This window comes from Burkholderia sp. AU44665 (assembly GCF_030504405.1).
GTDB lineage: Bacteria > Pseudomonadota > Gammaproteobacteria > Burkholderiales > Burkholderiaceae > Burkholderia > Burkholderia semiarida.
Genome location: NZ_JAUJRI010000004.1, coordinates 256,475 through 281,530 on the forward strand (window position 1 = coordinate 256,475; position 25,056 = coordinate 281,530).

Annotated in this window: 25 protein-coding genes; 5 read left to right on the forward strand and 20 right to left on the reverse strand. The window is 67.8% G+C overall.

Translation table 11 applies throughout. The annotated features are described in order from the left end of the window. Positions 1-69: 69 nt before the first annotated feature. A complete protein-coding gene (locus QZM15_RS12055; protein ID WP_059584425.1) occupies positions 70-795 on the reverse strand; it encodes an SMI1/KNR4 family protein in 726 nt (241 codons plus the stop codon). A gap of 6 nt (positions 796-801) precedes the next feature. Next, positions 802-1,080 carry a hypothetical protein gene (locus QZM15_RS12060; RefSeq protein ID WP_124862821.1) on the reverse strand — a complete coding sequence of 93 codons (279 nt, stop codon included), beginning with the start codon at positions 1,078-1,080 and terminating at the stop codon, positions 802-804. Between the two features lie 718 nt (positions 1,081-1,798). Here QZM15_RS12060 and QZM15_RS12065 point away from each other — a divergent pair. Next, positions 1,799-3,040, forward strand: a complete 1,242-nt coding sequence (locus tag QZM15_RS12065; protein WP_059584421.1) for an FAD-binding oxidoreductase — start codon at positions 1,799-1,801, stop codon at positions 3,038-3,040. Positions 3,041-3,091: 51 nt separating this feature from the next. Here the strand turns inward: QZM15_RS12065 and QZM15_RS12070 are convergent, their stop codons facing one another. The 10 genes from QZM15_RS12070 to QZM15_RS12115 all read right to left on the reverse strand — a co-directional run bounded on the left by QZM15_RS12070 (position 3,092) and on the right by QZM15_RS12115 (position 13,703). Further along, positions 3,092-4,237 carry an alpha-hydroxy acid oxidase gene (locus tag QZM15_RS12070; protein ID WP_104012561.1) on the reverse strand — a complete coding sequence of 382 codons (1,146 nt, stop codon included), beginning with the start codon at positions 4,235-4,237 and terminating at the stop codon, positions 3,092-3,094. A 178-nt stretch (positions 4,238-4,415) separates the two neighbouring features. Next, the gene (locus QZM15_RS12075) at positions 4,416-5,183 is read right to left on the reverse strand and encodes a FadR/GntR family transcriptional regulator (RefSeq protein ID WP_060314314.1); all 768 of its coding nucleotides are present in this window, start codon (positions 5,181-5,183) and stop codon (positions 4,416-4,418) included. 68 nt (positions 5,184-5,251) lie between these two features. Continuing rightward, complete coding sequence (locus QZM15_RS12080; protein ID WP_302106459.1) at positions 5,252-6,142, reverse strand: amidohydrolase; 891 nt, start codon at positions 6,140-6,142, stop codon at positions 5,252-5,254. Positions 6,143-6,212: 70 nt separating this feature from the next. Beyond that, positions 6,213-7,154, reverse strand: coding sequence for an ABC transporter substrate-binding protein (locus tag QZM15_RS12085; RefSeq protein ID WP_059502372.1), 942 nt, complete (start codon positions 7,152-7,154; stop codon positions 6,213-6,215). Between the two features lie 94 nt (positions 7,155-7,248). Further along, positions 7,249-8,286 carry an ABC transporter permease gene (locus QZM15_RS12090; RefSeq protein ID WP_006480700.1) on the reverse strand — a complete coding sequence of 346 codons (1,038 nt, stop codon included), beginning with the start codon at positions 8,284-8,286 and terminating at the stop codon, positions 7,249-7,251. A 26-nt stretch (positions 8,287-8,312) separates the two neighbouring features. Then, positions 8,313-9,851, reverse strand: coding sequence for a sugar ABC transporter ATP-binding protein (locus tag QZM15_RS12095; protein WP_060968459.1), 1,539 nt, complete (start codon positions 9,849-9,851; stop codon positions 8,313-8,315). A 12-nt stretch (positions 9,852-9,863) separates the two neighbouring features. Further along, positions 9,864-10,640, reverse strand: a complete 777-nt coding sequence (locus tag QZM15_RS12100) for an SDR family oxidoreductase (RefSeq protein ID WP_104012560.1) — start codon at positions 10,638-10,640, stop codon at positions 9,864-9,866. Positions 10,641-10,729: 89 nt separating this feature from the next. Next, the gene (locus tag QZM15_RS12105; protein WP_124657672.1) at positions 10,730-12,007 is read right to left on the reverse strand and encodes an L-fuconate dehydratase; all 1,278 of its coding nucleotides are present in this window, start codon (positions 12,005-12,007) and stop codon (positions 10,730-10,732) included. Positions 12,008-12,030: 23 nt separating this feature from the next. Next, positions 12,031-12,873 carry an ureidoglycolate lyase gene (locus tag QZM15_RS12110; RefSeq protein ID WP_060011919.1) on the reverse strand — a complete coding sequence of 281 codons (843 nt, stop codon included), beginning with the start codon at positions 12,871-12,873 and terminating at the stop codon, positions 12,031-12,033. 65 nt (positions 12,874-12,938) lie between these two features. After that, positions 12,939-13,703: an SDR family oxidoreductase gene (locus QZM15_RS12115; protein ID WP_059643244.1), complete on the reverse strand. Its 765-nt coding sequence runs from the start codon at positions 13,701-13,703 to the stop codon at positions 12,939-12,941. 664 nt (positions 13,704-14,367) lie between these two features. On the opposite strand from QZM15_RS12115, the gene QZM15_RS12120 reads away from it, so the two are divergent. From QZM15_RS12120 to QZM15_RS12130, 3 genes are all read left to right on the forward strand, one after another. Beyond that, the gene (locus QZM15_RS12120; RefSeq protein ID WP_006484717.1) at positions 14,368-14,658 is read left to right on the forward strand and encodes a DUF3331 domain-containing protein; all 291 of its coding nucleotides are present in this window, start codon (positions 14,368-14,370) and stop codon (positions 14,656-14,658) included. 166 nt (positions 14,659-14,824) lie between these two features. Next, positions 14,825-15,811 (forward strand): oxidoreductase, encoded by a 987-nt coding sequence (locus tag QZM15_RS12125; protein WP_302106460.1) that lies wholly within the window; start codon positions 14,825-14,827, stop codon positions 15,809-15,811. Positions 15,812-16,025: 214 nt separating this feature from the next. Next, positions 16,026-16,325, forward strand: a complete 300-nt coding sequence (locus tag QZM15_RS12130) for a DUF4148 domain-containing protein (RefSeq protein ID WP_050012329.1) — start codon at positions 16,026-16,028, stop codon at positions 16,323-16,325. 193 nt (positions 16,326-16,518) lie between these two features. Here QZM15_RS12130 and QZM15_RS12135 read toward each other — a convergent pair whose 3' ends face one another. The 6 genes from QZM15_RS12135 to QZM15_RS12160 form a co-directional block, all read right to left on the reverse strand. After that, positions 16,519-17,721, reverse strand: a complete 1,203-nt coding sequence (locus QZM15_RS12135) for a TauD/TfdA family dioxygenase (protein ID WP_302106461.1) — start codon at positions 17,719-17,721, stop codon at positions 16,519-16,521. Between the two features lie 23 nt (positions 17,722-17,744). Beyond that, positions 17,745-18,701 (reverse strand): alpha/beta hydrolase, encoded by a 957-nt coding sequence (locus tag QZM15_RS12140; RefSeq protein ID WP_302106462.1) that lies wholly within the window; start codon positions 18,699-18,701, stop codon positions 17,745-17,747. 55 nt (positions 18,702-18,756) lie between these two features. Beyond that, positions 18,757-19,245, reverse strand: a complete 489-nt coding sequence (locus QZM15_RS12145; RefSeq protein ID WP_060314294.1) for a thioesterase family protein — start codon at positions 19,243-19,245, stop codon at positions 18,757-18,759. 10 nt (positions 19,246-19,255) lie between these two features. Then, on the reverse strand, positions 19,256-20,221 hold the full coding sequence (locus tag QZM15_RS12150; protein ID WP_059643173.1) for an L-carnitine dehydrogenase: 966 nt from the start codon (positions 20,219-20,221) through the stop codon (positions 19,256-19,258). Positions 20,222-20,310: 89 nt separating this feature from the next. Then, complete coding sequence (locus QZM15_RS12155; RefSeq protein ID WP_059584402.1) at positions 20,311-21,240, reverse strand: 3-keto-5-aminohexanoate cleavage protein; 930 nt, start codon at positions 21,238-21,240, stop codon at positions 20,311-20,313. A gap of 61 nt (positions 21,241-21,301) precedes the next feature. Next, the gene (locus QZM15_RS12160; RefSeq protein WP_059584400.1) at positions 21,302-22,255 is read right to left on the reverse strand and encodes a choline ABC transporter substrate-binding protein; all 954 of its coding nucleotides are present in this window, start codon (positions 22,253-22,255) and stop codon (positions 21,302-21,304) included. 445 nt (positions 22,256-22,700) lie between these two features. On the opposite strand from QZM15_RS12160, the gene QZM15_RS12165 reads away from it, so the two are divergent. Continuing rightward, positions 22,701-22,868, forward strand: a complete 168-nt coding sequence (locus tag QZM15_RS12165; RefSeq protein WP_155634553.1) for a hypothetical protein — start codon at positions 22,701-22,703, stop codon at positions 22,866-22,868. 148 nt (positions 22,869-23,016) lie between these two features. Here the strand turns inward: QZM15_RS12165 and QZM15_RS12170 are convergent, their stop codons facing one another. Together QZM15_RS12170 and QZM15_RS12175 are read right to left on the reverse strand one after the other, a co-directional pair. Further along, entirely contained in the window at positions 23,017-24,522 is a 1,506-nt protein-coding gene (locus tag QZM15_RS12170; protein WP_302106463.1) for an aldehyde dehydrogenase family protein, read from the reverse strand. A gap of 33 nt (positions 24,523-24,555) precedes the next feature. Then, positions 24,556-25,023 carry a cytochrome c gene (locus QZM15_RS12175; RefSeq protein WP_226094018.1) on the reverse strand — a complete coding sequence of 156 codons (468 nt, stop codon included), beginning with the start codon at positions 25,021-25,023 and terminating at the stop codon, positions 24,556-24,558. Positions 25,024-25,056 lie beyond the last annotated feature (33 nt).

Here is a 25,056-nt window from a genome sequence, read left to right on the forward strand (position 1 = left end):
TCGCGCGTGCGGCACGCGGCATGGACCTACGGTTGTATGCGCACCGGCCCGAAACGACGCACCAGGTCGTCATCGCTTGTCGGCTTCCTCGACGAAAATCTCGAACCACGCGTTCATCACGGCCCAGAAATCCACCGGTTCGAGTTCGGTCGGGTTCTCGTGCCACCAGATCCGCCCTGCGTCGCTCCCGTCGCCGGCGCTGTTGCGCAGGTCGAGGCACAGATAGTCGCCGCCGCCATTCTGGAACACCGTCCACACGAGATCGGGATTCACGCCGAGCTGGCGCGTCTCGTCTGGCGTCAGGTCGAGCTTGTCGGTCAACGCGGTCTGGTCGCCAATCGGCAACGGGCCCATCGAGTTGGCCGGGAAGAACGTCCAGCCGTTGTGCGTGAACTGGTAGAAGCTGCGCAGATCGTCGGGTAACGCGCGCCACAGCGGCATGTCGTCCGATACGAGCTCGCCGAGCGGCGGATGGCCGATGAAGAAGTTCAGGTCGTCCTGTTCGACCGTGTACGGATACAGCAGGCACAGATCGCCGCTCTCCTTCTGGAACACGGCGGGGCGCCGCAGCTTCTCCGCAAAGAACTGCTCGACCGCCGGCAGGCGGCCGGCGACGCCCGCCCACATCTTCGCGAGCCAGTTGCCGAGCGCGGCGTCGGGCGTATCCAGCAGCACGCGCCACGCGGTCGGCACCTGCACGTCGGCGGGAATCTCGTTCGCTGCAAGCCAGACCTGGCCGCGCAGCTTGAAGCGCTTCAGTTCGGTCGTGTAAGTCGTTGCGGAAAGCTCGATCATTGCCACTCACACCGCCGTCTTCGCCGTGTGCTGGATGTGTTCGTCCTGCGACTGCACCGAAATCGCCTTGCGCACGATGCTCGCGTGCTGGCCCTGCGTGACGATGTTCGTCTGGTTCGGGCCGTTCACGACCGTCACATGATTGTTCTGGACCGTCGGTGCGATCTTGCCGACGGCGGGATTCGCCGCCGCGGCCAATTGCATCGCGCCCGACTGCAGCGCGCCGGCAAGCGGGGACGATCCCGCGGACTCGGCCAATCCGGCGATTCCTGGCAACTCTTTCATGGGCCCTCTCGCTTTCTTTTTCGATTGCCGCGGCGCATGCGACGCGGCATTACTACATGTCGGTGTCCGAAATATTAATTTCGGAATGCGTCTCCGACGAAACGCGATTCGCGGCTTTCAGGCCATCAACGCAATCGCATTCGCCAGCAGACGGACATTCGAGAAAATCGCCATCTTCTCCCACGTTTATGTCTTTTTCTTGGCGCGGTCGGCTGTCTCTCAGGGCAAGCGGCGCCATCATAACGGCCCGCCTCGGACGAGTCCATACCTTTCAATTAAGCAGTCCCTCGAATTACGCCGGTAAGCCGGCGGTGCAGCGGGACCTGGATCTTCCGGAATGACGCAACGGGTAAATTTGGCAATTCCGCGATGCAGCATCGTACGATTTACCGATGCCCCGGATCAAATGATCAACACGATCGGCGGCTTATGACAGGGTGTCGACACGTGGTGTGCAACGCATCGAGAATCGCGGGCGCCGGCGCGCGCATGCCGTCGCCATCGACGAACGTCAGTCCCGCCCGCGCCTGGCGCCCGGTTAGAATCCGGAATATCGCGAATCGTAAGTACGCATCCGGCAAGCCGAATCGGTTTTTGCGAATCGCATGACATCGCGGGTATCCTGACGGCAAGCTGTCCGTCGGCAGCCCTCCTCCGGAATTCGCCCCGACTGCAACGTCGGTTTCCAACCTGTCTCGACCGTTGTTCACTCATACCGATGGATTTCGACGTCATCGTTCTCGGCGCCGGCATCGTGGGCGTCTGCGCCGCGCTGCACCTGCAGGATCGCGGCCGCAAGGTCGCCCTCGTCGATCGCGGCGCGCCCGGCGAAGGCACGAGCTTCGGCAATGCCGGGCTGATCGAGCGCTCGTCGGTCGAACCGTACCCGTTCCCGCGCAGCCCGTTCACGCTGATGCGCTATGCGCTGAACCGCTCGACCGACCTCTACTGGCACAGCGCGTCGCTGCCCGCGTTCGCACCGTGGCTCGCGCGGTTCTGGTGGGAATCGGCGCCGCTGCGTCACGCGGCGGCCTCGCGCGACATGCTGCCGCTGATCGAGCGCTGCATCGTCGAACACGACGCGCTGATCGCGCGGGCCGGCGCCGGTGAACTGGTCCGCGCCAGCGGCTGGCTGGAAGCGTTCCGCACGCCGGCCGCATTCGAGCGCGGCGTGGCCGACGCCGGCCTCACCGCGCGCCGCCACGGGCTCGGCATCACGCCGCTCGACGCGGCCGCGCTGCGCGCGCACGAACCGAGCCTCGCACCGGGCTTCTGCGGCGCGCTGCACTGGCTCGACCCGAAAAGCGTCGTCGATCCGGCCGCGCTCGTCAAAGCGTATGCGCAACTGTTCGTGCAGGGCGGCGGCACGCTGCTGACCGGCGACGCCGCGAGCCTCGACGCGCTGTCGCCCGGCTGGCAGGTCCGGACCGACGACGGCCCCGCGGCCGCGCCGGCCGTCGTCGTCGCGCTCGGCCCGTGGTCCGACACGGTGTTCGGCAAGTTCGGCTACAAGATCCCGCTGCGCGAGAAACGCGGCTATCACATGCACTATGCGCCGTCCGCGCGCGGCGTGCCGTCGGCGCCGATCGTCGATCGCGAATACGGCTACGTGATCGCGCCGATGCGGCGCGGGCTGCGGCTGACGACCGGCGTCGAGATCGCGCGGCGCCGCGTGCCGCCCACCGGCGTGCAGCTCGAACGCGCGGAACGCGTCGCGCGGCCGGTGTTCGGTTTCGGCGAGCGGCTCGACCCGCATCCGTGGCTCGGCTTCCGGCCGTGCACGCCCGACATGCGCCCGGTGATCGGCCCCGCGCCCGCGCATCGCGGGCTCTGGTTCGCGTTCGGGCACAACCATCACGGGCTGACGCTCGGCCCCGTCACCGGCCGCCTGCTCGCCGAGATGATGACCGGGGAAGCGCCGTTCACCGATCCGGCGCCGTATCGCGCGGATCGCTTCTGAGCGGGCGATGCCGGCCGGCACGCAGGCCTGACGGCGTCGTGCCCGCCGCCGTCAGCGAAAACGAAGCTGGCCCCGCCCGAGCTGAGAAACGGACGCGCAGCCCATCAGCCGCATGTCCCGCTCGATCTCCGTGCGCATCAGTTGCAACGCGCGCTCGACGCCGGGCTGCCCGGCGGCGGCGAGCGGGAACAGGTAATAGCGCCCCAGCCCGACGGCCTTCGCACCGAGCGCCAGCGCCTTGAGCACGTGCGAACCCCGTTGCACGCCGCCGTCCATCATCACGTCGATCCGGTCGCCCACCGCGTCGACCACCTCGGCAAGCTGGTCGAACGCGGCGCGCGAGCCGTCCAGTTGCCGTCCGCCGTGGTTCGACAACACGATGCCGGTACAGCCGATGTCCACCGCCCTGCGCGCGTCGTCGACCGACATCACGCCTTTCAGGCAAAACTGCCCGTTCCATTCCCGCACCATCGCGGCGACGTCGTCCCACGACATCGACGGATCGAGCATGTCCGTGAAGTAGCGGCTGATCGACATCGCGCCGCCGCCCATGTCGACATGCCGGTCGAGTTGCGGCAAACGGAACCGCTCGTGGGTCAGGTAGTTGATCGCCCAGGCCGGCTTCAACGCGAACTCGGTAAGCCCCGCGAGCGTCAGCCGGAATGGAATCGAGAAGCCGGTGCGCTTGTCGCGCTCGCGATTGCCGCCGGTGATGCTGTCCACCGTCAGCATCATCACGTTCACGCCGGCTTGCCTGGAACGGTTCATCATCTCGCGGTTGAGGCCGCGGTCCTTGTGAAAATAGAACTGGTAGACCTGCGGGCCCGGGCTGATCGCACGGGCTTCTTCCAGGCTCACGGTGCCGAGCGACGACACGCCGAACATCGTGTCGAATTTCGCGGCGGCGGCGGCGACCGCGCGCTCGCCGTCATGGTGAAACAGGCGTTGCAGCGCGGTCGGCGAACAGTACACCGGCATGCCGAGCTTTTGCCCCATCACCGTCACCGACAGATCGACGTCGCGCACGCCGCGCAACACGTTCGGCACGAGATCGCAGCTTTCGAACGCGCTCGTGTTGCGTCGATACGTGGTTTCATCGTCGGCCGCGCCGTCGATGTAATTGAAGATCGGCCCCGGCAACCGTCGCCTGGCCAGCTCGCGGAAGTCGTGGAAATTGTGGCAATCGTTCACGCGCATTCGTCACACTCCATTCGGCGCGCGAGCGGCATGCCGATCGACCGGCGCGCATCGCTCGCATCGCAGCGTTCGTTCTGTCCCGGCGGCCGATACCCTCGTGCGATGCGCACGCCGCATCGGCACGCGAAAATCCGCATCGCGTCGGCCGCGGCCGACCATGCGGCGAATCGGCTCGCGCTCAGTCGAGCGCACGGCCAAAGATGCGGATCACTTCATCGAGATGCTCGGCCATCGCGCGACGCGCGGCGTCGGGGTCGCGCGCGCGGATCGCGTCGAGGATCGCGCGGTGTTCCAGCTCCGAGCGGTGCGGCATGTCGTTCGGCATGTACAGCGACTGCAGCCGCTGGAACATCGGGTCGTACTTGTGCGCCAGCAGTTGCTTGATCATCAGCGCATACGCGGCGTTGTCGCTCGCTTCCGCGATGCGGATATGGAACAGCCGGTCGCCCGGGTGCGTGAGCGAGCCGCTGCGGTTGTCGTCCTGGTTGCGCAGGAACGCTTCGTGGATACCTTCGATCTGCGCGTCCGAGCCGTGCCGCGCGGCCAGCGAAGCGGCTTCCGGCTCGATCAGCCGGCGCGCCTGCAGCAGCGCGAACGGCGGGATTTCGGTATCGAGATCGAGTGCGATGCCGAGCTCCGGATCGATCTCGACGATCGAGAACGGCGCGACCGTCCCGACCGGTGCCGGCGCGGGTTCGGGCGCGGCCGCCGTTTCAGGAAGGCGCACCTTCACGCCGTCGCCGACGCGCACGCTGACGAGCCCGCTCACCTCGAGCGCGATCAGCGCCTCGCGCACCGACGTGCGCGACACGCCGAACTGTTCGGCGAGCTCGCGCTCGGGCGGCAGATAGCTGCCCGGCGGGAAATCGCCCGACTCGATCATCGCGCTGAGCTTGTCGGCGATCTGCTGGTAGAGGCGGCGGTTCTGAATCGGCTGGATGGACATACGTTGACGCTGGTAATCGGTTTCGTTGCGGACGGCCCGACGCATCGCACAGACCGCTCGCGCCTATTCTATATGCCGCGCTTCACATCGCCCGGCACCGCGTAGCAACGCGCGGCCGTGCCGCCCCACAACGCGCCGCGCTCGGCCGCCGACAGCCGCGATTCGGCCCAGCGCTCGACGAGCGACGCGACCTCGTCATACGACGCCGCGAGCAGGCACACGGGCCAGTCCGATCCGAACATCAGCCGCTGCGGGCCGAACGCGTCGAGCGCCGCGTCGAGGCACTGCTCGATATGCCGGATGTCCTGCGCGCGCAGGCCGCGCCGCCAGTCGGCCTCGGTCACGAGCCCCGACAGCTTGCATGCGACGTGCGGCAGCGCGCCGAGCTCGCGCAGCGACGCGCGCCAGCGTGCGAACGCGGTGTCGTCGCGCCCGAACTCGGCGAGCGCCGGCTTGCCGCAATGATCGAGCACGAGCCAGTGCACATCGTGCCGCGCGCAGAACGCACGGACCGCCGGCAACTGGCGTTCGAACACGAGCACGTCGTACACGTAGCCGTTCGCCTGCAGCCACGCCACACCGCGATTGAAAGCGGGATCGGCGACGAATGCGCCGACGTCGGCTTCGTCCTGCACCTGATGACGAAAGCCGCGCAGCTTCGGGCTGCGCCACTCGGCGACGCGGTCGGCCAGCGCCGGCGCACCGAGATCCTCCCAGCCGACCACCGCTGCGATGCGCGCGTCGTCGCGCGCGAGGTCGAGCAGGAACGCCGTCTCGTCGCGCCCGGCGCGCGCCTGCACCGCGATCGACGCGCCAAGCGCCTGCGCATGCAGTTGCGGCCAGAGCATATCGGGCAGGTAGTCGCGCGCGAGCACGCCCATGCAGGGGCCGATCCACGGATAGTCGGCCGCGCGATAACGCCAGAAGTGCTGATGCGAATCGATACGCACTGCGCCCATGATCCCCTCGTGTTCAATCGACTCGGCGGCGGCGGCGCGCATCGTCACGATCGCCGCCGGCACGCCACGGTCAGTCGTACAACACCGCCGCGATCTTCGGATCGTCGATATTGGTCTTGTCGTACCAGTAGAAGCCGGTATCGATGACCTTCGGCAGCTTCTCGCCCTTGATCGCCTTCACGGCCGCCTCGACCGTCTTGTAGCCGATCCCGATCGGGTTCTGCGTGATCGCGCCGGCCATCAGCCCGCTGCGGATCGCATCCTTCTGCTGCTTGCCGGAGTCGTAGCCGACGATCACGACCTTGCGCTTCATCTCGCGCACGCCGTTGACCACGCCGATCGCCGAGCCCTCGTTGGTGCCGAACAGCCCCTTGAGCTTCGGATACGCCTGCAGGATCGACTTCGTCACCTCGGTCGATTTCAGCTGATCGCCTTCGCCGTACTGCACGGTCACGACCTGCACCTTCGGGTGCGCGGATTTCATCCGTTCGAGGAAGCCGTCGCGGCGGTCGATGCCGGTGCGGCTCGTCTGGTCGTGCGCGACCACGGCCACCTGCCCTTCGTCGCCGATCAGCGCGGCGAGCTTGTCGGCGGCGAGCGCGGCGGCCGCCTTGTTGTTGGTCGCGGCCGTCGTCACCGGAATGTCGCTGTCCACGCCCGAATCGAACGCGATCACCGGGATTTTCTCGGCCTGCGCCTTCTTCAGCAACGGCAGCGCGGCCTTGCTGTCGAGCGCCGCGAAGCCGAGCGCGGCCGGCTTCTTCGCGATCGCGGCCGACAGCATGTCGATCTGCTTGTCGACCATCGCCTCAGTTTCCGGCCCTTCGAACGTCACCTTCACCTTGTAGTCCTTCGCGGCCTGCGTCGCGCCCGATTTCACGGCCTGCCAGAACTGATGCTGGAAGCCTTTCGAGATCAGCGGGATGTACGTCTCCTGCGCCTGCGCGCCGGCCGTGACGCCGACGGCGAACGTCAGCCCGACGATCGCGTTCAACACCTTGCTCCTGATCACTTCGCGTCTCCTTGGTTGGTATCGACTGAAATGCCGGCCCGGCCGGCGGTGCAGCGCCTGGGTGCCCGTGTTCGTTTCTTCCTGCGCGCGTGCATCAGCGGCGGCGCCGGCGCAGGATGTCCACATAGACGGCGAGGATGATGATCACGCCCGTCACGACCGTCTGCCATTCCTGCGCGACCGACATGATGCGCAACCCGTTGGTCAGCACGCTCATGATGAACGCGCCGATGATGGTGCCGACGATGCTGCCCGCGCCGCCCGACAGCGACGTGCCGCCGATCACGACGGCCGCGATCGCATCGAGCTCGTAGCCCTGCCCGAGCGCCGGCTGCGCGGAATTGAGCCGCGACGCGATCAGCAGGCCGGCGATCCCGCACACCGCGCCGCTGAACGTGTACACGGCGATCTTCCACGCGTCGACGTTCACGCCGGACAACCGCAGCGCTTCCTCGTTGCTGCCGAGCGCGAACGTGTAGCGGCCGAAGATCGTCCGATTCAGCACGATCGATGCGCCGATCGCGACGAGGAAGAGGATCAGCACCGCGTTCGGGATCGGCAGCGCGGGGATCAGGTTGCCGATCAGCGAATCCTGCGCGATCGACGTGAAGCCCGGCGTATCGTTGAAGTAGATCGGCCGCGTGCCCGAGATCACGAGCGACAGCCCCTTGAGCAGCATCATCATGCCGAGCGTCGCGATGAACGGCGGCACCTTCATCTTCGCGATCACGAAGCCCGACACGCACCCCGACAGCGCGCCGAAGCACAGCGCGGCCAGGATCCCGAGCGGCAGCGGCATCCCCCACTTCGTCAACACGACGCCGGCCATCACCGCGCAGAACGTCATCAGCGTGCCGACCGACAGGTCGATGCCGGACGTGATGATCACGTACGTACACGCGACGGCCAGCACGCCGTTCACGGCGGTGGCCTGCAGGATCGACACGAGGTTGTCGACTTCGAGGAAGTTCGACGACGCGAAGCTGAAGAACACGATCAGCAGCACGAGGCTCGCGAACGCGAGCAGCTTCTGCCGCGCGGCCGGGTTGAAGAAGCGCGACTTCAGGCTCGATGCGGCGGCCGGCGTGTCGCCGGTGGCCAGGGGCGGAACGGGATGCGTATCGTTGGACATGATCGTTGGGCGTCTGAGCGTCTGATTCAGGACAACACGGTCGACTCGCGCTGCGTCGCGAGCTGCATGATCTTTTCCTGCGTGGCGTCGGCCGCGCGCAATTCGCCGGTCACGCGGCCTTCGCACATCACGAGAATCCGGTGGCTCATGCGCAGCACCTCGGGCAACTCCGACGAGATCATCACGATCGCCTTGCCGTCGGCGGCCAGCGCGTCGAGCAGCTTGTAGATCTCGCTTTTCGCGCCGACGTCGATGCCGCGCGTCGGCTCGTCGAAGAACAGGATGTCGCAGTCGCGCAGCAGCCACTTCGCGATCACGATCTTCTGCTGGTTGCCGCCCGACAGCAGTCGCGCGGGCTGCGCGACCGACGGCGTGCGGATCGCGAGCCGCCGTACGTACGACTGCGCGGCGTCGCGCATCGCGCGCGCATCGAGGAACAGGCCGCGGCGCACGAAGCGGCGCATGCTCGACAGCGCGATGTTGTTCTGCACGTCCATCCCGACCGCGAGCCCGAAGTGCTTGCGATCCTCGGACAGGTAGCCGATGCCATATTTCACCGCATCGGCGGGCGTGCGGATCGTCACGGCCCGGCCGTGCACGCGGATCTCGCCCGCGTCCACCGGATCCGCGCCGAATACCGCACGCGCGACCTCGGTGCGGCCCGCGCCCATCAGCCCGGCGAAGCCGAGGATCTCGCCGCGCCGCAGCGTGAAGCCGACGTCGCGGATCGCGCGGCCGCGCGACAGCCCGCGCACCTCGAGCGCAATCTCGTTCGCGGACGTATCGGGCGGCGTGCGGCTTTCCGTATCGAGCTGGCGGCCGACCATCATCGAGATGATCGATTCCATCGACGTGCCCGCCATCGGCACGGTCGCGACATACTTGCCGTCGCGCATCACGGTCACGCGATCGGCGATCTGGCGCAGCTCGTCCATCTTGTGCGAGATGTACACGATGCCGACCCCGTTCGCGCGCAGGTCGCGGATGATGCGGAACAGTTCGGCGATCTCCGCGTTGTTCAGCGCGGCGGTCGGCTCGTCCATGATCAGCGCGCGCGAGTCGAACGACAGCGCCTTCGCGATCTCGACCATCTGCTGCTTCGCGACCGTCAGCCGGCCGACCTGCGTGCGCGGGTCGAGATCGAGCCGCATCCGCCGGAAGATCGCGGCCGCGTCGCGGTTGAGTTTCTCTTCGTCGACGAACACGCCGAAGCGGCCGCGCGGCTCGCGACCGATGAAGATGTTCTGCGCGACGCTCAGGTGATTCATCAGGTTCAGCTCCTGATGGATGATGCCGATGCCGAGCGCCTGGGCGGTGCGCGGATCGGCGATCTCCACCGGGCGGCCGTCCATCCGGATCTCGCCTTCGTCCTTCTGGTACACGCCCGCGAGAATCTTCATCAGCGTCGACTTGCCGGCGCCGTTCTCGCCCATCAGCGCATGCACTTCGCCGGCACGCAAATCGAAACGGCAATCGTCGAGCGCCTGCACGCCCGGAAAGCGCTTGCCGATGCCGGTCAGCGCGATCAGCGGCGGGGCGGTGTTCGGGTTCAGGTCGGGTTGCATCGCGCGCGGCCCTCAGCTGATCGCCCGATCGAGATGCGTATAGCCGCCATCGACGAACAGCCACTGGCCCGTCGTGTGCGATGCGCGCTCCGACAGCAGGAACACCGCCGTGTCGGCAATTTCGTCGGCCGTCGTGAAGCGCCGGCCGAGCGGCACCTTGCCGGCAATCTCCGCGACCTTCGCTTGCGGGTCGTCGAAGCCGGCGATCCAGTTCTGGTAGAGCGGCGTCATCACTTCGGCCGGGATCACCGCGTTCACGCGCACGCCGTCGTCGCGCAACGCGACCGCCCATTCGCGCGTCAGCGCGAGCTGCGCGCCCTTCGACGCGCAATAGCCGCTCGTGTTGCCCTGCCCGGTCACGGCCGTCTTCGACGAGATGTTGACGATCGCGCCGCGCGCCGCCTTCAGATGCGGCACGCAGTAATGCGCCATCACGTAGTAGTGGATCAGGTTGCGTTCGAGCGATGCGACGAACGCGTCGCGCCCGGCGTCGAGCCCGATGCTGTCGTTGATGCCCGCGTTGTTGACGAGCCCGTCGATGCGGCCGAAGCGCGCGATGGTTTGCGCGACGCCGTCGCGGCACTGCGCGTCGTCCTGCAGTTCGACCGTGACGCACGCGGCGCGCGGCTGTTTCCGCGTGAGTTCGCGCCAGAAGCCGTCGTCCGGTGCGTGGCGCGCGAACACCACCGGTATCGCGCCTTCGCCTGCCAGCCGCATCGAGATCGCGGCGCCGATGCCCGACGCGCCGCCGGTCACGATCACGACCTTGTCTTGCAGATTCAAATCCACTTCGCGTCTCCGTCGTTCATGTTGTCGCCGTGCACGGCGCGCGGGGTGCGCCCGACGCGCACAGCGCGCGCCGTCGTGCGTCGCCCGCGTCAGCCGCGGAACCGGTACTGCTCCAGCGATTCGGGCTTCATCTCGATCGAGAAACCGGGCGCGGTCGGCGGCATGTATGCCGCGTTGCGCACCACGCACGGCTCGACGAAATGCTCGTGCAGGTGATCGACGTACTCGGTCACGCGCCCTTCCTTCGTGCCGGAGATGCACACGTAATCGATCATCGACAGATGCTGCACGTATTCGCACAGCCCGACGCCGCCCGCATGCGGGCACACCGGCAGCCCGTATTTCGCGGCCATCAGCATCACCGCGAGAATCTCGTTCACGCCGCCGAGCCGGCACGCATCGATCTGCACGACGTCGATCGCGCCGCGCGCGATGAACTGCTTGAACAGCACGCGGTTCTGGCACATCTCGCCGGTCGCGACCTGCACCGGCGCGATCGCGTCGCGGATCTTGCGATGCCCTTCGACGTCGTCGGGGCTCGTCGGCTCCTCGATGAACCACGGCCGCGCGAACGCGAGCTCGCGCACCCAGTCGATCGCCGCGTCCACTTCCCACACCTGGTTCGCGTCGATCATCAGCTTGCGCTCGGGGCCGATCACCTCGCGCGCGATCGTCACGCGGCGAATGTCGTCCTCGAGGTTCGCGCCGACTTTCAGCTTCACGTAGTCGAAACCCTCGTCCACCGCCTCGCGGCACAGCCGGCGCAGCTTGTCGTCGCTGTAGCCGAGCCAGCCGGCCGACGTCGTGTAGCACGGGTAGCCGTCGCGCTCCAGCGCGGCGATCCGCGCGGCCTTGCCGGGCGCCTGCCGGCGCAGCAGGTCGAGCGCTTCGTCCGGGCGCAGGCAGTCGGTCAGGTAGCGGAAGTCGATCGCCCGCACCAGCTCCTCCGGGCTCATGTCGGCGACGAGCCGCCACAGCGGCTTGCCGGCGGCCTTCGCCCACAAATCCCATACCGCATTGACGACGGCGCCCGTCGCCAGATGGATCGCGCCCTTGTCGGGGCCGATCCAGCGCAACTGGCTATCCGACGTGACGTGCCGCCAGAAGCGGCCCATGTCCTCGCGAATCCAGTCGAGGTCGAGGCCGACGACGAGGTGACGCATCGCGTCGATCGCCGCGCAGCAGATTTCGTTGCCGCGGCCGATGGTGAACGTGAGCCCGTGACCCTCCAGCCCGTCGCGGTCGGTTTCGAGCACGACGTAGGCCGCCGAATAATCGGGGTCCGGATTCATCGCGTCGGACCCGTCGAGCTGGCGCGAGGTCGGAAAGCGCACGTCGAGGACGCGCATCGATCGAATGATAGGCATGACGAACCGTCCGTTAAAGGGAATCAGGCCTGCACGGTGCGCTGGCGTTGCTCGCCGAGCCCGTCGATGCCGAGCGTGATCACTTGTCCGGCACGCAGGTAGACGGGCGGCTTCTGCCCGAGGCCGACGCCCGGCGGCGTGCCGGTCGAGATCACGTCGCCCGGCTGCAGGCTCATGAAGCGGCTCAGGTAGCTGATCAGGTGCGGCACGCGGAACACCATCGTCGCGGTCGTGCCGTTCTGGTAGCGGTGGCCGTCCACCTCGAGCCACAGCCGCAACGCGTGCGGATCGGGCACTTCGTCGGCCGTCACGAGCCACGGGCCGATGGGGCCGAACGTGTCGTTGCCCTTGCCCTTGTCCCACGTGCCGCCGCGCTCGAGCTGGTATTCGCGCTCCGACACGTCGTTGACGACGCAGTAGCCGGCGACGTGCGACAGCGCATCGGCTTCGTCGATATAGCGGCCGCCCTGGCCGATCACCACGCCGAGCTCGACTTCCCAGTCGGTTTTCTCCGAGCCGCGCGGGATCTCGACGTCGTCGTTCGGGCCCGAGATCGCGCTCGTCCACTTGCCGAACACGACGGGCTCCTTCGGCACCTCCATCCCCGATTCGGCCGCGTGATCCGAGTAGTTGAGCCCGATGCAGATGAACTTGCCGACGCGGCCGACGCACGCGCCGAGCCGCGGCGTGCCGTCGACGCGCGGCAGCGACGACGGGTCGAGATCGCGCAGCCGCGCGAGCGACGCGGGGGTCAGCGCGTCGCCGGCGATATCGTCGATCACGCCGGACAGGTCGCGAATGTGGCCCTGCGCATCCAGCAGGCCCGGCTTTTCGTGGTGTTTGTCGCCAAATCTCAGCAGTTTCATGTCGTTGTCTGAACGGAAAGTGAATGGGAAGGCGTGGTCGGGCAGACGCGGTCGGCTAGACGCGGTCAGTTCGACCAGCCGCCGTCGATCAGGTGAATCGTGCCGGTGGTGAACGACGCTTCGTCGGACGCCAGATACAGCGCGAGCGCGGCCACTTCGTCCGCGGTGCCGATGCGGCCGATCGGCTGGCGCGCAACGAATGCCTGGCGTACCTCGTCGGCGGACACGTGGCGCGTGCGCGCCTGGTCGGCGATGCGCTGCTCGAGCGACGGCGATTCGATCGTGCCCGGGCAGATCGCGTTGCAGCGGATGCCGCGCTCGACGAAATCGGCGGCCACCGCCTTGGTCAGCCCGATCACGGCCGCCTTGGTGGTGCCGTACACGAAGCGGTTCGGCACGCCCTTCACGCTCGAGGCGGCCGACGCCATGTTGACGATCGACGCGCCGCCGGCTTCGAGCATCGCGGGCAACAGCGCGCGGATCAGCCGGTACATCGACGTGACGTTCAGGTTCAGCGAGAACGCCCACGCGTCTTCGTCGCACTCGAGGATCGAGCCGTGGTGCACGTAGCCCGCGCAGTTGAACAGCACGTCGAACGCGCGTTCGCTCGCGGCGAGCGCGGTGATGTCGCTCGCGTCGGTGACGTCGAGCCGCCGCGTGACCAGCCGGCCGCCCGCACGCTCGGCGTCAGCCTCGAGCCGCACCAGCGCGGCTTCGTTGACGTCCGTCGCCAGCACGTCGGCGCCCTCGCTCGCGAACCGCAGCGCGGTCGCGCGGCCGATGCCCTGCCCGGCCGCCGTCACCAGCGCGCGTTTGCCCTGCAATCTCATGAGCATGTCTCCGAAAAAGCCGGCCGCCAGTCGGCCGATTGGCACAAAGGACTAAAGGTCCAACCAATCATAGGAAGGGACGGCGTGTTTGTCACGAACTTGGGATTCAGTATTTACCCAGGGCTGCCCAATCCGTCGGGCGCAAGAATTCGGCGGGCGAGCGGCGTTGAAGCACCACCCCGCGGTCCGCTCAAACCCGATACCAGCGGGCCTTCCAGCCGATCACCGGGCAACGCCCGGAGCGGCGGACAACGTAAACTGACAAAAAAGTCATGTTCGCGTCAGGGTGTCAACGGGTGGCGCACGTCATCATGGTGCTGCCGGACCGCGCTTTCGGTACATCGCCCCCCTGCCCGCGCCGGATCCCTGCGGGCACCTCCGTCCCCCGGCGATGTATCCCGTGACTGGGCGAGCAGACACGGCGCGCGGCCCGATTTTCCGCCCCGGACTTTCCGTCCGGGGCTTTTTGTTCATGGTTTTTCAAGAAAATAAGCGTGGATTGTTTCTAAATCGGCAAAAGGTAATTCGAGCCGGACAGGATGTTTTTTCCGGTCACAGACGCTTACATTTAGCGCACCACTCATGGAAACCGCTACGGATTCGCCATCGGGTAGTGACATCCACTGCCACGGCCGAAACCGCACGAGCTTTAGGAAACGGCAAAATGAAGGCCTCCAAATCCCTGCCTGCGCTCGATCCCGCCGACGTCCACGTCGAAATTCTGGAACGTTCCGATACGCTGCTCGTCGTGCGCTGGGTCGAACCCGGCCGCTGTCACTACGGCGAACAACGCTGGCGCCGCCGCTTCGCGCAGCGCACCGGTACCTGCGCGCTGTCGCGCCAGGTCATCCACCGCGGCGACGAAGTGTTCCGCCCGGCCGAGCGCCCGGCCCCCGCGAACGCCGCCGCCATGATCTCCGCCGCCGAGGTGCTCGCGCTGGCCGGCAGCAGGTAACGCCTGCCGACCGTGCGCCGGGCTGGCGATGCCACGCCATATGCCAGCCCTAGAAGCGCCGGTCTAATTCTCCTGCTTGTCTGCGACGTCCGTCCGCACTATCGTTACATCAATCGATGTAACGATTACGTGTCGCGGCCGGCCGGCCGCGCCGATGGAGGCAGACATGCATGCATGGAGCGCGCGCCACGTGCCGGCGCAAGGCGGCAAGGTCGCGGTCGTGACGGGCGCCAACAGCGGCCTCGGCTGGCAGCTCGCGGAGACGCTGGCCGCGAAAGGCGCGACGGTCGTGATGGGCTGCCGCGACGCCACGCGCGGTGCGCAGGCGGCCGACGCGATCCGCCGGCTTCATCCTCATGCACGCGTCGAAGTCGATCCGCTCGACCTCGCCGATCTCGCGTCGATCGCGCGCTTCGCGGCCGACGTCGGCGAACGCCACGGCCGCGTCGACATCCTGTGCAACAACGCCGGCGTGATGTTCCTGCCGCTGCGGCACACGCGCGACGGCTTCGAGATGCAGTTCGGCACCAACCACCTCGGCCATTTCGCGCTGACCGGTCATTTGCTGCCGGCGCTGGGCGCCGCGCGCCGGCCGCGCGTCGTCACGATGTCGAGCGGCTTCAACCGCGGCGGCCGGATTCGCGTGGACGACCTGCGCGCCGCGCAGCGCTACAACCGTTATCTCGCTTACTGCGACAGCAAGCTCGCGAACCTCGTGTTCGCGCTCGAGTTGCAGCGCCGCTTCGAACGCGCGGCGTTCGCCGGCATCAGCGTGGCCGCGCACCCCGGCTACGCGGCGACCAACCTGCAGTTCGCGGGCCCGGCGATGGACCGCTCGCCCGCCCGCGCCGCGCTGATGCGTGCCGCGAACCGTTATCTCGCCCAGCCGGCCGACCAGGGCGCGCTGCCGGCGATTCATGCGGCGACGTCGCCCGATCTGGCCGGCGGCGCGTATATCGGTCCGTCCGGCTGGTTCGAATCGCGCGGGCTGCCGGCGCCGGCGAGCGTGCCGCGCGCGGCGCGCAATGCGGCGTCGGCGGCGTTGCTGTGGGAAGCATCGGAAGCCGCGACGGGTGTGCGCTTTCTCAGCGCCGACGCGCCCGCCGGACGCTCGCAGCGCCGGCCGTTCGACACGGCGGCCGAGGCACGCTGAACCGCGCACCGCCCGCCGCAACATTCTTCATACTTATTACGCCCATCGAAAAGAAAGCCCGTTGAAAGACTGATTCGACGCCGCACTGTTACCAGCCAGGAAACAATTTATCGTCAAAATCAGCGTTTACCCTGAACACGCCGGTGACTAAGATTTGATCAATCGCTCAAGACATGGTGTCGAGAGCGAACTCAATAAAACACCGGAGGTCACCATGAAATCGCTCGTTTCCGCAGTCGTTGCCGCTGCCGCCCTGTCCGCTTCGTTCGGCGCGTTTGCCCAAAGCACCGTGACGCGCGCTCAAGTGCGCAACGAACTCGTCCAGCTCGAACAAGCCGGCTACAAGCCGGGCGTGTCGAGCCCGTACTACCCGAACGACATCCAGAGCGCCGAAGCGCGCGTGCATGGCGCCGACACCAGCGGCTACGGCGCGCAACCGGCGCCGCTCGTCCACTCGGGCGCACCGGCTGCCGCTTCGTCGAACGCACGCGACTCGATCTTCTTCGGCCAATAAGCCGAGGCGCCCCGGCGGGCGCCGCGCGTCGCGCGATGAAGTCACGCAGTCCTGACGAGCCCCGTTCGCGGGGCTCGTGTTCTTTGTGAAACGCATACCTCCGCCGCCCGGCAGCGGGTGGCTTCGCCCGGACGCCTCGCGTCCGGGTGCTTTTTCCCCGAAAAGGCGTGCGTGAATGCGCCGGGTGCGCGGGTCAGCGCACCGCGGCCGGCACCGACCGCGACAGCACCCGCCACCGCGACAGCAACTCGTCGCGATCGACGTAGCAGCCCTGCAAGTGCCGGCGGCCCGTCGACGGCTCGAACGCCGTGCGCGCATGCAGCACGCGCCGGTTGTCGAACGCCCACATGTCGCCCGCCCGCAGCCGGCGCTGCACGCGAAAGCGCGGTTCGCGCGCCAGCGCGAGGAACCGCCGGTACGCACGATAGACGGCCGCCACCGAGCCGGCCGGCGCATCGAGCGGCCCGCGCAGGAAGTTCGCGACACGCACTTCCGTCACGTTGCCGCGCGCATCGCGCCCGATCACCGGCGCCGAACAGCGGTAGTCGCTGTTCTCGCTCTTGTTCCAGAACTCGAACGGCGTCGACGCGAGCCGCTCGAAATCGTCCGGATGTTCGCGCCGCAGCGCATCCGCGAGCGCGAAGCCGTCGAGGAAGATGCTGTCGCCGCCCGTCGCATCGTTCGCAAGGCAATGCAGGAACTGCACGCCCGGCTGCAATTCGCGCGTCGGCAGGTCGGTGTGCGGCGGCAGATTCAGCGACGTATACGCATTGCTGTCCGGGCGCGGCTTCGATTCGACGTCGAACAGCACGCCGAAATTGCTTTCGCGGATCAGGCCGACGCGGCGCGCAATCTCGTCCACGCGGCCGCGCTCGGCCGGCACGCCCTCGACGAGCGTGAGCCCCGTGCGCTGCAATGCGCCGAGCCATGCGAACAACGCGCGGTCGTCATCCATCACGTCGCGCCACGCGAACACACCGATCGCCGTTGCATCGTCGCCGGTCCATACGTGCCGCCCGTGCGCGGCCACGCGCTCCGCGCGCGACGCATCGTCGTACGCATGCGCACGCAACCATCCCGGCGACCACGCGCTGCGGTGCCCGTCGTTCCATTCCACATGCAGCGCGCCGTCGGTTTCGACGTGCACGGTGAGCGCGGACAGATCGTCGCGCGCATCGGCGATCTCGAACACCTGTTCGCGCGTGATCGCATGCACGCACGCCGAACACGCGCAGTTGTCGCGCAGCCAGTCGAAATGAAATGGCGATCGTCGCGCGTCGCTCCACTCGACGTGCACCGCGCCATCGCCGATCGTCGCCGCCGCGATGGCCGCGATGGCCGCGTCGGCCGAAAACGTCCGCCAGTCCTCGATACGGTGTTGCGCTGCTGCCTGCATCGTTGCCTCCCGGAAAACGCCCGCTACGCGTATGGTGCGAGCAAGAACCCGCCGACCGTCCGGTGCATCCGTGCGGCCTGCGGGCTCGTCCCGAGCGCGCGCCAGCAGCCGTGCACCAGCCCCTCTCCCATCCAGTAGTGCGCGACGCCACCGGCCGCGCGAATCCGCTCGACGTACACGCGCGCATCGTCGCGCAGCGGATCATGCTCCGCGCCGATCGCCAGCACCGGCGGCAGCCCGTCGAAGCGAGTGGCTTCGAGCGGCACCGACGCACGCAGCAGCGGATCGCCGTCGCGCAGCACGTCGCGAAGGCTGCCGCTCCAGTACAGCTCACGATAGCGGTGCACGTCGTCGAGCGTCAGCATCGGCGCGTGCGCTTCGGCTTCGCGCGCGGGCGATTGCGGTTCGAAGCCGAGCATCGGATAGACGAGCGCGATGCCGTCCACGCCGCTTTCGCCCGCATCGCGCAGCGCGGTCGCCACCGCCGCCGCGAGCATCCCGCCCGCGCTGTCGCCCGCGAGCGTCAGCGGATGCACGCAGCGCCCGAACGGCCAGCGCGCATCGCGTGCGGCACGCGTGACGGCCAGGCAATCTTCAAGCGCGGCCGGCGCACGGTGTTCGGGCGCCAGCCGATAGTCGACCGCGATCACGTCGAGGCCGGTATCGGCCGCCAGTTGCGCGGTGATCAACGCATGGCTGTCGAGCGAGCCGACGACGAAACCGCCGCCATGAAAAAACAGCACCGTGCCGCGCGGCGCGCCGTGCCCGGACGTATAGCGCCGCAGCGCGATCGTGCGGCCGTCCGGCGCGTGCCACTCGGCGTTCTGCTGCACGATGCCGGCCGGCAGCGCGGCCGGCGTCCATTCGGCCGCGAAGCGGTCGTAGAGGCGGCGCTGCTCGTCGGGCGAGCGCGCCGCCGCATCGGCCGGATACCACGCGTCGACGGCCGCGACGAACGCCGCGATTTCCGGTTCGAGCATCGTGTGCGCTCCGCGGCGGAAGTTGAAGGTCGAAGATCGACGGTAAAGCGCGCCGCTAGCGACGCGGCGGCAGCGCGATCACGCGGCCCGCATACGCGGGCGCCGCGCAATCGCGCTGCAACGCATGCAGTTCCGCCACGCGCGCGGCCACGTCGTCGTCGAACGGCGCCGATTTCGCGCCGTCGCGCGTATCGACGTGCAGCAGCATCTGCTCGCTCGCCGATACTGCGTCGTCATGCCCTTGCGCGAACAGTTCGAGATACAGGTGCAGCCGCTTCGCGTCGTGCGCGAGCACGCGCGCATCGACGCGCACCGGCGTGCCTTCCTTGATCTCGTGCAGGTAGTTCACGTGCGCTTCGAGCGTGTAGACCGAGCGGCCCCGCGTGCGACGCGCGGCGTCGTCGAGGCCGATGCGATCCAGCAACGCATCGGTCGCGAAGCTGAAGATCAGCAGGTAGAACGCATCGCGCAGGTGGCCGTTGTAGTCGACCCATTCGGGCCGCACCACGTCGCGGTAAATCGTCAGCGGGGTATCGCCCGTCATCGCCAGTCCTTTATTCCTCGAATCGCATCCCGTGCCGCGCCTTCACCGCGGCGATCGCCTTCAGCACCTCGGTGATGCACTCGTCGCGATAGCGTTCGAGTTCCTTGATGCTGCGCGCGCCCTGCTGTTCGGTCGTGCCTTCGACGACGCTGTCGATCAGCGCGTCGGTGAGCTTCGGCGCGACCAGCTTCGTCCATGGCAGTTCGAGCGCGGGGCCGAACTGCTGCATGAAGTGTCGCATGCCCGCGTCGCCGCCGGCGAGCGTATAGGTCAGGAACGTGCCCATGAACGACCAGCGGATACCCGCGCCGAAACGGATTGCGTCGTCGATCTCGCCGGTCGTCGCGACGCCTTCGTTGACGAGATGCAGCGCCTCGCGCCACAACGCTTCGAGCAAACGATCCGCGATGAAGCCCGGCACTTCCTTGCGCACGTGCAGCGGCCGCATGCCGAGCTTGCGGTAGATCTCCATCGCGGCTTCGACCGCTTCCGGCGACGTGCGCGCGCCGCCGAGTACCTCGACGAGCGGCAGCAGGTAGACCGGATTGAACGGGTGGCCGACCACGCAGCGCTCCGGATGCGTCGCACGCGCATAGAAGTCGGTCGGCAGCAGCCCCGACGTCGACGACGCGATGATCGCGTCCGGCTTCGCCGCGCGGCTGATCTGCTCGTGCAGTTCGAGCTTCAGCGCCTCGCGCTCGGGCGCGCTTTCCTGGATGAAATCGGCATCGGCGACGCACGCTTCGATCGTCGACACGAACCGCAGCCGCGCCGGATCGGCGCCCGGCGCGAGGCCGACGCGCTCGAGCGCGGGCCACGCGTTCGCGACGTTCGCGCGCAGCCGTGCTTCGGCGCCGGGCGCCGGGTCCCACACGACCACGTCGAGACCGTGCGCGAGCGCACGGCAAATCCATCCGCTGCCGATGACGCCGGTGCCGATCGCGGCGAACGTCTTGATGTCGGTCTTCACAGCCATGTCAACGCATCCTTCGAATCAGGGGAAATCGATGGCGGCCGCGCGTGGACGCACGCCGCCGTGTCATGCCGGTCAGTGGGTGAAAAAACTCACGCGAATTCGGCGATCGCGCGGCGTTCGAGCGGACGCTCGCCGCGCGCCGGCAAGCCGAGCTTGCGGCGGCCTTCGGCCGGCGTCAGCACGCGGCCGCCGAGCCGTTCGATGATTTCGCGCGCGCGCTCGACGAGCGTGCCGTTGGTCGCATGCACGCCGCGGTCGAGCCAGATGTTGTCTTCGAGTCCCACGCGTACGTGACCGCCGAGCAGCATCGCCTGCGCGACCATCGGCATCTGCATGCGGCCGATTCCGAAGCCGGCCCAGTGCGCGCCCGGCGGCAGGTTGTCGACCATCGCCTTCATCGTGCCGGTGTCGGCCGGCGCGCCCCACGGAATGCCGAGGCACAGCTGGAACAGCGGCGGATCGTCGAGCAGCCCTTCCTTCAGCAACTGCTTCGCGAACCACAGATGGCCCGTATCGAAGATTTCCAGCTCAGGCTTCACGCCGAGCTCCTGGATGCGCTTCGCGCCGGCGCGCAACTGCGCGGGCGTCGACACGTAGATGTAATCGCCGTCGCCGAAATTCAGCGTGCCGCAGTCGAGCGTGCAGATCTCCGGCAACAGTTCCTCGACGTGCGCGAGACGCGTGAGGCCGCCGACGAGATCGGTGCCCTTGCCGAAGCGCATCGGGTCCTCGCCGGGGCCGATCTCGAGATCGCCGCCCATGCCGGCCGTCAGGTTGATGATCACGTCGACGTCGGCCGAGCGGATGCGGTCGACCACCTCGCGATACAGGTTCGGGTCGCGGCTGCCGCGCCCCGTTAGCGGATCGCGCACGTGGCAGTGGGCGACCGTCGCGCCGGCCTTCGCGGCTTCGATCGCGGCGGCCGCGATCTCCTTCGGCGTGACGGGAATCGCCGGATGCTTGCCGACCGTATCGCCCGCGCCGGTGACGGCGCAGGTGATGATGACTTCGTGATTCATGCTGGATGCCTCGCTTGATTCGGGTTGTGTCGCATTGCGGGTAGCGCGCGGGCGCCGGCCATCACAGGCCGAGATACGCCTTCACGGCTGGCAGGCCGTCCTTGCCGTCGAACGTCTTGACGCCCGCGAGCCACGGATCGAGCACCTGCGGGTTCTTCTTCAGGTACGCCTTCGCGGCCTCGGCCGGCTTGGTCTTGTTCATCACCGACTGCATCAGCTGGTTCTCGAGCTGCGTCGAGAAGCGCAGGTTCGTCACGAGCTTGCCCGCGTTCGGGCAGCGCGCGATGAAGTCGGGCGCGGTGAGCGTGTACACGCGCGCCTCGCCGTAGTTCGGCCCGAACGCCGCGTCGCCGCCCGACAGGTAATTCATGCTGAGCTGAATGTTCATCGGGTGCGGCTCCCAGCCGAGGAACACGACCCACTTCTTCTCGCGAATCGCGCGCTCGACCGTCACGAGCATCCCGGCCTCGCTCGATTCGACGAGCTTGAAGCCGCCGAGCCCGTACTGGTTCGTGTCGATCATCTTCTGGATCGTCGCGTTCGCGCTGCTGCCCGGCTCGATCCCGTAGATCTTGCCGTCGAGTTCCGCGCGGTGTTTCGCGATGTCGTCGAAGGTCTTCAGGCCGGCCTGGTACGCGTAGCTCGGCACCGCGAGCGTCGCTTTCGCGCCGGACAGGTTCGGCGGCTCGACGACGTTGATCGATTTGCTGTCGAGGAACGGTTGCAACTGCTTCTGCTGCACGGGCCACCAATAGCCGAGCGACACGTCGAGCTGCTTGCTCTTGAGGCCGGCGAACGAGATCGGCACCGATGCGATCGTCGTGGTCGGCTTGTAGCCGAGCGCCTCGAACACGGTCGACGCGAGCGCGGTGGTCGACGTGATGTCGGTCCAGCCGATATCCGCGAAACGCACGGTGCGGCAGGTCGCGGCCTCCGTCTCGGCCAGCGCGGCCTGCGTGAACGCGCCCGTCGCCAGCACGGCCGCGGCAAGCGCGGCGATCTTCGTCGACTTCATGGTTCGATTCCTCCCGATTGGTCTCGCGGCAGCCGGCGCGCGGAGTGTGCGCCGGCCTGCATCGTGGAAGTAAAAGTAACGAGCCATATTCGCCGCGAGAAGACCGGCGGCGACCTGTTCTTGCCTGTTTGCGACTATGAGTGGAAACCACTAGGTTTCGTCCGAGGCTTGACGGACGGGGGTTTGGGGTTTTTATGGAGATCCGCCGGATTGCCCGGATGCGGCGCGCACCTTTCGATTCCGTCACGATGTTGCTGACGGATTTCCGACGCGTTGCCGGATGCCGTGGGCCGGCCCTATGCTGGCAGTCGCCGGGCGTTCGCGCGCGGCGCGCCCCGTTGCCGTGCCGCACCGGGCCCGGACGTCGCGCGTCGCCGGAACGAATGCAGACGGACACGGCCGCCCGTCGCGACGTCAGTTTTCGATCTTTCCGCCAAGGAACACCATGATGCTTGCCGCTTTCTTCGTCGTCGCCCTTGTCGCCCTCATCGCGCCCATGTATCGCGGCGTGATGCACGGCGCGGATGCGAAGCTTCGCGCGCGATTCGATGAGGAGGCCCCGCGCGGCGATGCGGCACGCCAGTTGATGCGCGACGCGGGATACAACGTCTGATCGGCATACCTGGCATCGTGCGGCATTCGGCGAGCACGATCCGCGTCGCCGGCGCGGCGTGCGTCATCGTCGGGGGGGGGCTGATCCGCGCGTGACGGCCGCGCTTGCGTTCCCGATACGCCGGAAACGCACGCATTCGCCGCGACGCTCACGCGTAGTTCATCATCACCGACTTGCTTTCCGTGTACTGGTCGATCACCGCGCGGCCGAGTTCGCGGCCGAAGCCCGACTGCTTCATCCCGCCGAACGGCAACGCGTTGTCGAGCAGCGAGTGGCAGTTGACCCACACGGTGCCGGCCGCAATACGCGGAATCAGCTTATGGATCGCCGCAAGATCGTTCGACCAGATGCTCGCGCCGAGGCCATACGGGGTGTCGTTCGCGAGCCGTACGGCCGTGTCGACGTCGTCGAACGGCATCGCGACGAGCACCGGCCCGAAAATCTCCTCGCGCACCACGCGCATCGCATGCGTCGTATCGACCAGCACCGTCGGTTCGACGAAGAAGCCGGGGCCCTCGATCGCGCGGCCGCCCGCCGCCGCGCGCGCACCGTCGCCAAACCCCGAGTCGATGTAACCGCATACGCGCTCGCGCTGCTTCGCCGACACGAGCGGGCCGACCTGCGTGGCCGGGTCCATCCCCGGGCCGATCTTCAGGCTCGCGGCGATCTTCGCGACGCGCGCGATCACGCCGTCGAACACCTTCGAGTGGATGTACGCGCGCGACCCGGCCGTGCACACCTGCCCCTGATTGAAGAAGATCGCGTTCGCGACGCCCCGCGCGGCCTTGTCGAGATCGACGTCGGGCAGCACGATCACCGGCGACTTGCCGCCGAGTTCCAGCGACATCCGCGTCATGTTGTCGAGCGCCGCGTGGCCGATCGTCTTGCCCGTCTGCGTCGATCCGGTGAACGCGATCTTGTCGATGCGCGGATCGCGCGACAGCGCCGCGCCGGCCGTGTGACCGTAGCCGGTGACGATATTGACGACGCCGTCCGGGAACCCGGCCGCCTGGATCAGCTCGCCCAGCCGCAATGCGCTCAGCGGCGTGTCCTCGGCGGGCTTCAGCACGACGGTGCAGCCGGTCGCCAGCGCCGGCGCGATTTTCCATGCGGCCATCAGCAGCGGGAAATTCCACGGAATGATCGCGCCGACCACGCCGACGGGCTCCTTGCGCGTATAGGCGAAGATCTCGCTGTCCGGCAGGTACGGCATGCCGGCATCGATCACGCTGCCTTCGATCTTCGTCGCCCAGCCGGCCATGTAGCGGAAGCATTGCGCGGCCATCGCGACGTCGAGCCCCTGCGCGACCATCACCGGCTTGCCGTTGTCGAGCGATTCGATCTCGGCAAGCTCGCGCGCGTGGGTTTCGATCAGGTCGGCGAGCGCGAGCATCAGGCGCTCGCGGTCGGTGGTCTTCGCGCTGCGCCACGGGCCCGCATCGAAGGCGCGGCGCGCGGCAGCGACCGCCTGCTGCACGTCGCGCTCGTCGGCTTCGGGCACCCGTGCGATCACGGTGCCGTCGGCCGGATTCACCACATCGAGTTCGCGGCCCGACATGGCATCGCACCATTCGGCGCCGATCAGCATCTTCTTCGGCTTCGCGAGAAACGCGCGCGTTGCGTCGAGCAGCGCAAAGGTTTGGTTCGTCTCCATGTTCACGTTTCCTTGAATCGTTGAATGAGTCGGTCAATAGCGATCCGTGACGCCGTCGATCCCGCGCGCCTGCAACGCGCGAACGAGGCCGGCGCGCACGGTCGCGACGTCGGACAATGCGGGACGGCGGTGCGCGGCGACTTCGGCAGCCGTATACGGCTTGAAGTCGCGCGGCAGCGCATCGCGGTTCATCGTCGTCAGCACCCAGTTGAGCACGTCGGCCAGTTCCCGATCCGACAGCGCCGAGTTCGACGCGCCGGGCACGCGCATCACGTACTCGCGCCCGGCCGGCAGGTGCGTGAAATAGCCGAGCGAATTCGCGAGCGGCGGCACCTTGCCGGGAATGCCGCCACCCGTGGCCGTGTGGCAACCCATGCAGTTGAGCACCCAGTGCTGCCGCGCGAGCGCGGCATCGGCCGCGCCGTCGGCCCGTGCGGGCGTCGCGAACGCGCAAGCCGCCGCGCCCGCCAGCAGCAGCCAGGACGACAGGCGATGCGACATGCCGCCGAGCCGCGACGCCAACGCGCACCGCCT

Excerpts from the sequence above, each read along its gene's own strand:
- QZM15_RS12150 (WP_059643173.1), bottom strand. The coding sequence starts at position 20,221 with ATGGCTGTGAAGACCGACATCAAGACGTTCGCCGCGATCGGCACCGGC.
- QZM15_RS12060 (WP_124862821.1), bottom strand. The coding sequence starts at position 1,080 with ATGAAAGAGTTGCCAGGAATCGCCGGATTGGCCGAGTCCGCGGGATCG.
- QZM15_RS12155 (WP_059584402.1), bottom strand. The coding sequence starts at position 21,240 with ATGAATCACGAAGTCATCATCACCTGCGCCGTCACCGGCGCGGGCGAT.
- QZM15_RS12065 (WP_059584421.1), top strand. The coding sequence starts at position 1,799 with ATGGATTTCGACGTCATCGTTCTCGGCGCCGGCATCGTGGGCGTCTGC.
- QZM15_RS12145 (WP_060314294.1), bottom strand. The coding sequence starts at position 19,245 with ATGACGGGCGATACCCCGCTGACGATTTACCGCGACGTGGTGCGGCCC.
- QZM15_RS12075 (WP_060314314.1), bottom strand. The coding sequence starts at position 5,183 with ATGTCCATCCAGCCGATTCAGAACCGCCGCCTCTACCAGCAGATCGCC.
- QZM15_RS12170 (WP_302106463.1), bottom strand. The coding sequence starts at position 24,522 with ATGGAGACGAACCAAACCTTTGCGCTGCTCGACGCAACGCGCGCGTTT.
- QZM15_RS12130 (WP_050012329.1), top strand. The coding sequence starts at position 16,026 with ATGAAATCGCTCGTTTCCGCAGTCGTTGCCGCTGCCGCCCTGTCCGCT.
- QZM15_RS12115 (WP_059643244.1), bottom strand. The coding sequence starts at position 13,703 with ATGAGATTGCAGGGCAAACGCGCGCTGGTGACGGCGGCCGGGCAGGGC.
- QZM15_RS12120 (WP_006484717.1), top strand. The coding sequence starts at position 14,368 with ATGAAGGCCTCCAAATCCCTGCCTGCGCTCGATCCCGCCGACGTCCAC.
- QZM15_RS12110 (WP_060011919.1), bottom strand. The coding sequence starts at position 12,873 with ATGAAACTGCTGAGATTTGGCGACAAACACCACGAAAAGCCGGGCCTG.
- QZM15_RS12125 (WP_302106460.1), top strand. The coding sequence starts at position 14,825 with ATGCATGCATGGAGCGCGCGCCACGTGCCGGCGCAAGGCGGCAAGGTC.
- QZM15_RS12165 (WP_155634553.1), top strand. The coding sequence starts at position 22,701 with ATGATGCTTGCCGCTTTCTTCGTCGTCGCCCTTGTCGCCCTCATCGCG.
- QZM15_RS12090 (WP_006480700.1), bottom strand. The coding sequence starts at position 8,286 with ATGTCCAACGATACGCATCCCGTTCCGCCCCTGGCCACCGGCGACACG.
- QZM15_RS12160 (WP_059584400.1), bottom strand. The coding sequence starts at position 22,255 with ATGAAGTCGACGAAGATCGCCGCGCTTGCCGCGGCCGTGCTGGCGACG.
- QZM15_RS12095 (WP_060968459.1), bottom strand. The coding sequence starts at position 9,851 with ATGCAACCCGACCTGAACCCGAACACCGCCCCGCCGCTGATCGCGCTG.
- QZM15_RS12055 (WP_059584425.1), bottom strand. The coding sequence starts at position 795 with ATGATCGAGCTTTCCGCAACGACTTACACGACCGAACTGAAGCGCTTC.
- QZM15_RS12140 (WP_302106462.1), bottom strand. The coding sequence starts at position 18,701 with ATGCTCGAACCGGAAATCGCGGCGTTCGTCGCGGCCGTCGACGCGTGG.
- QZM15_RS12135 (WP_302106461.1), bottom strand. The coding sequence starts at position 17,721 with ATGCAGGCAGCAGCGCAACACCGTATCGAGGACTGGCGGACGTTTTCG.
- QZM15_RS12070 (WP_104012561.1), bottom strand. The coding sequence starts at position 4,237 with ATGCGCGTGAACGATTGCCACAATTTCCACGACTTCCGCGAGCTGGCC.
- QZM15_RS12080 (WP_302106459.1), bottom strand. The coding sequence starts at position 6,142 with ATGGGCGCAGTGCGTATCGATTCGCATCAGCACTTCTGGCGTTATCGC.
- QZM15_RS12105 (WP_124657672.1), bottom strand. The coding sequence starts at position 12,007 with ATGCCTATCATTCGATCGATGCGCGTCCTCGACGTGCGCTTTCCGACC.
- QZM15_RS12175 (WP_226094018.1), bottom strand. The coding sequence starts at position 25,023 with ATGTCGCATCGCCTGTCGTCCTGGCTGCTGCTGGCGGGCGCGGCGGCT.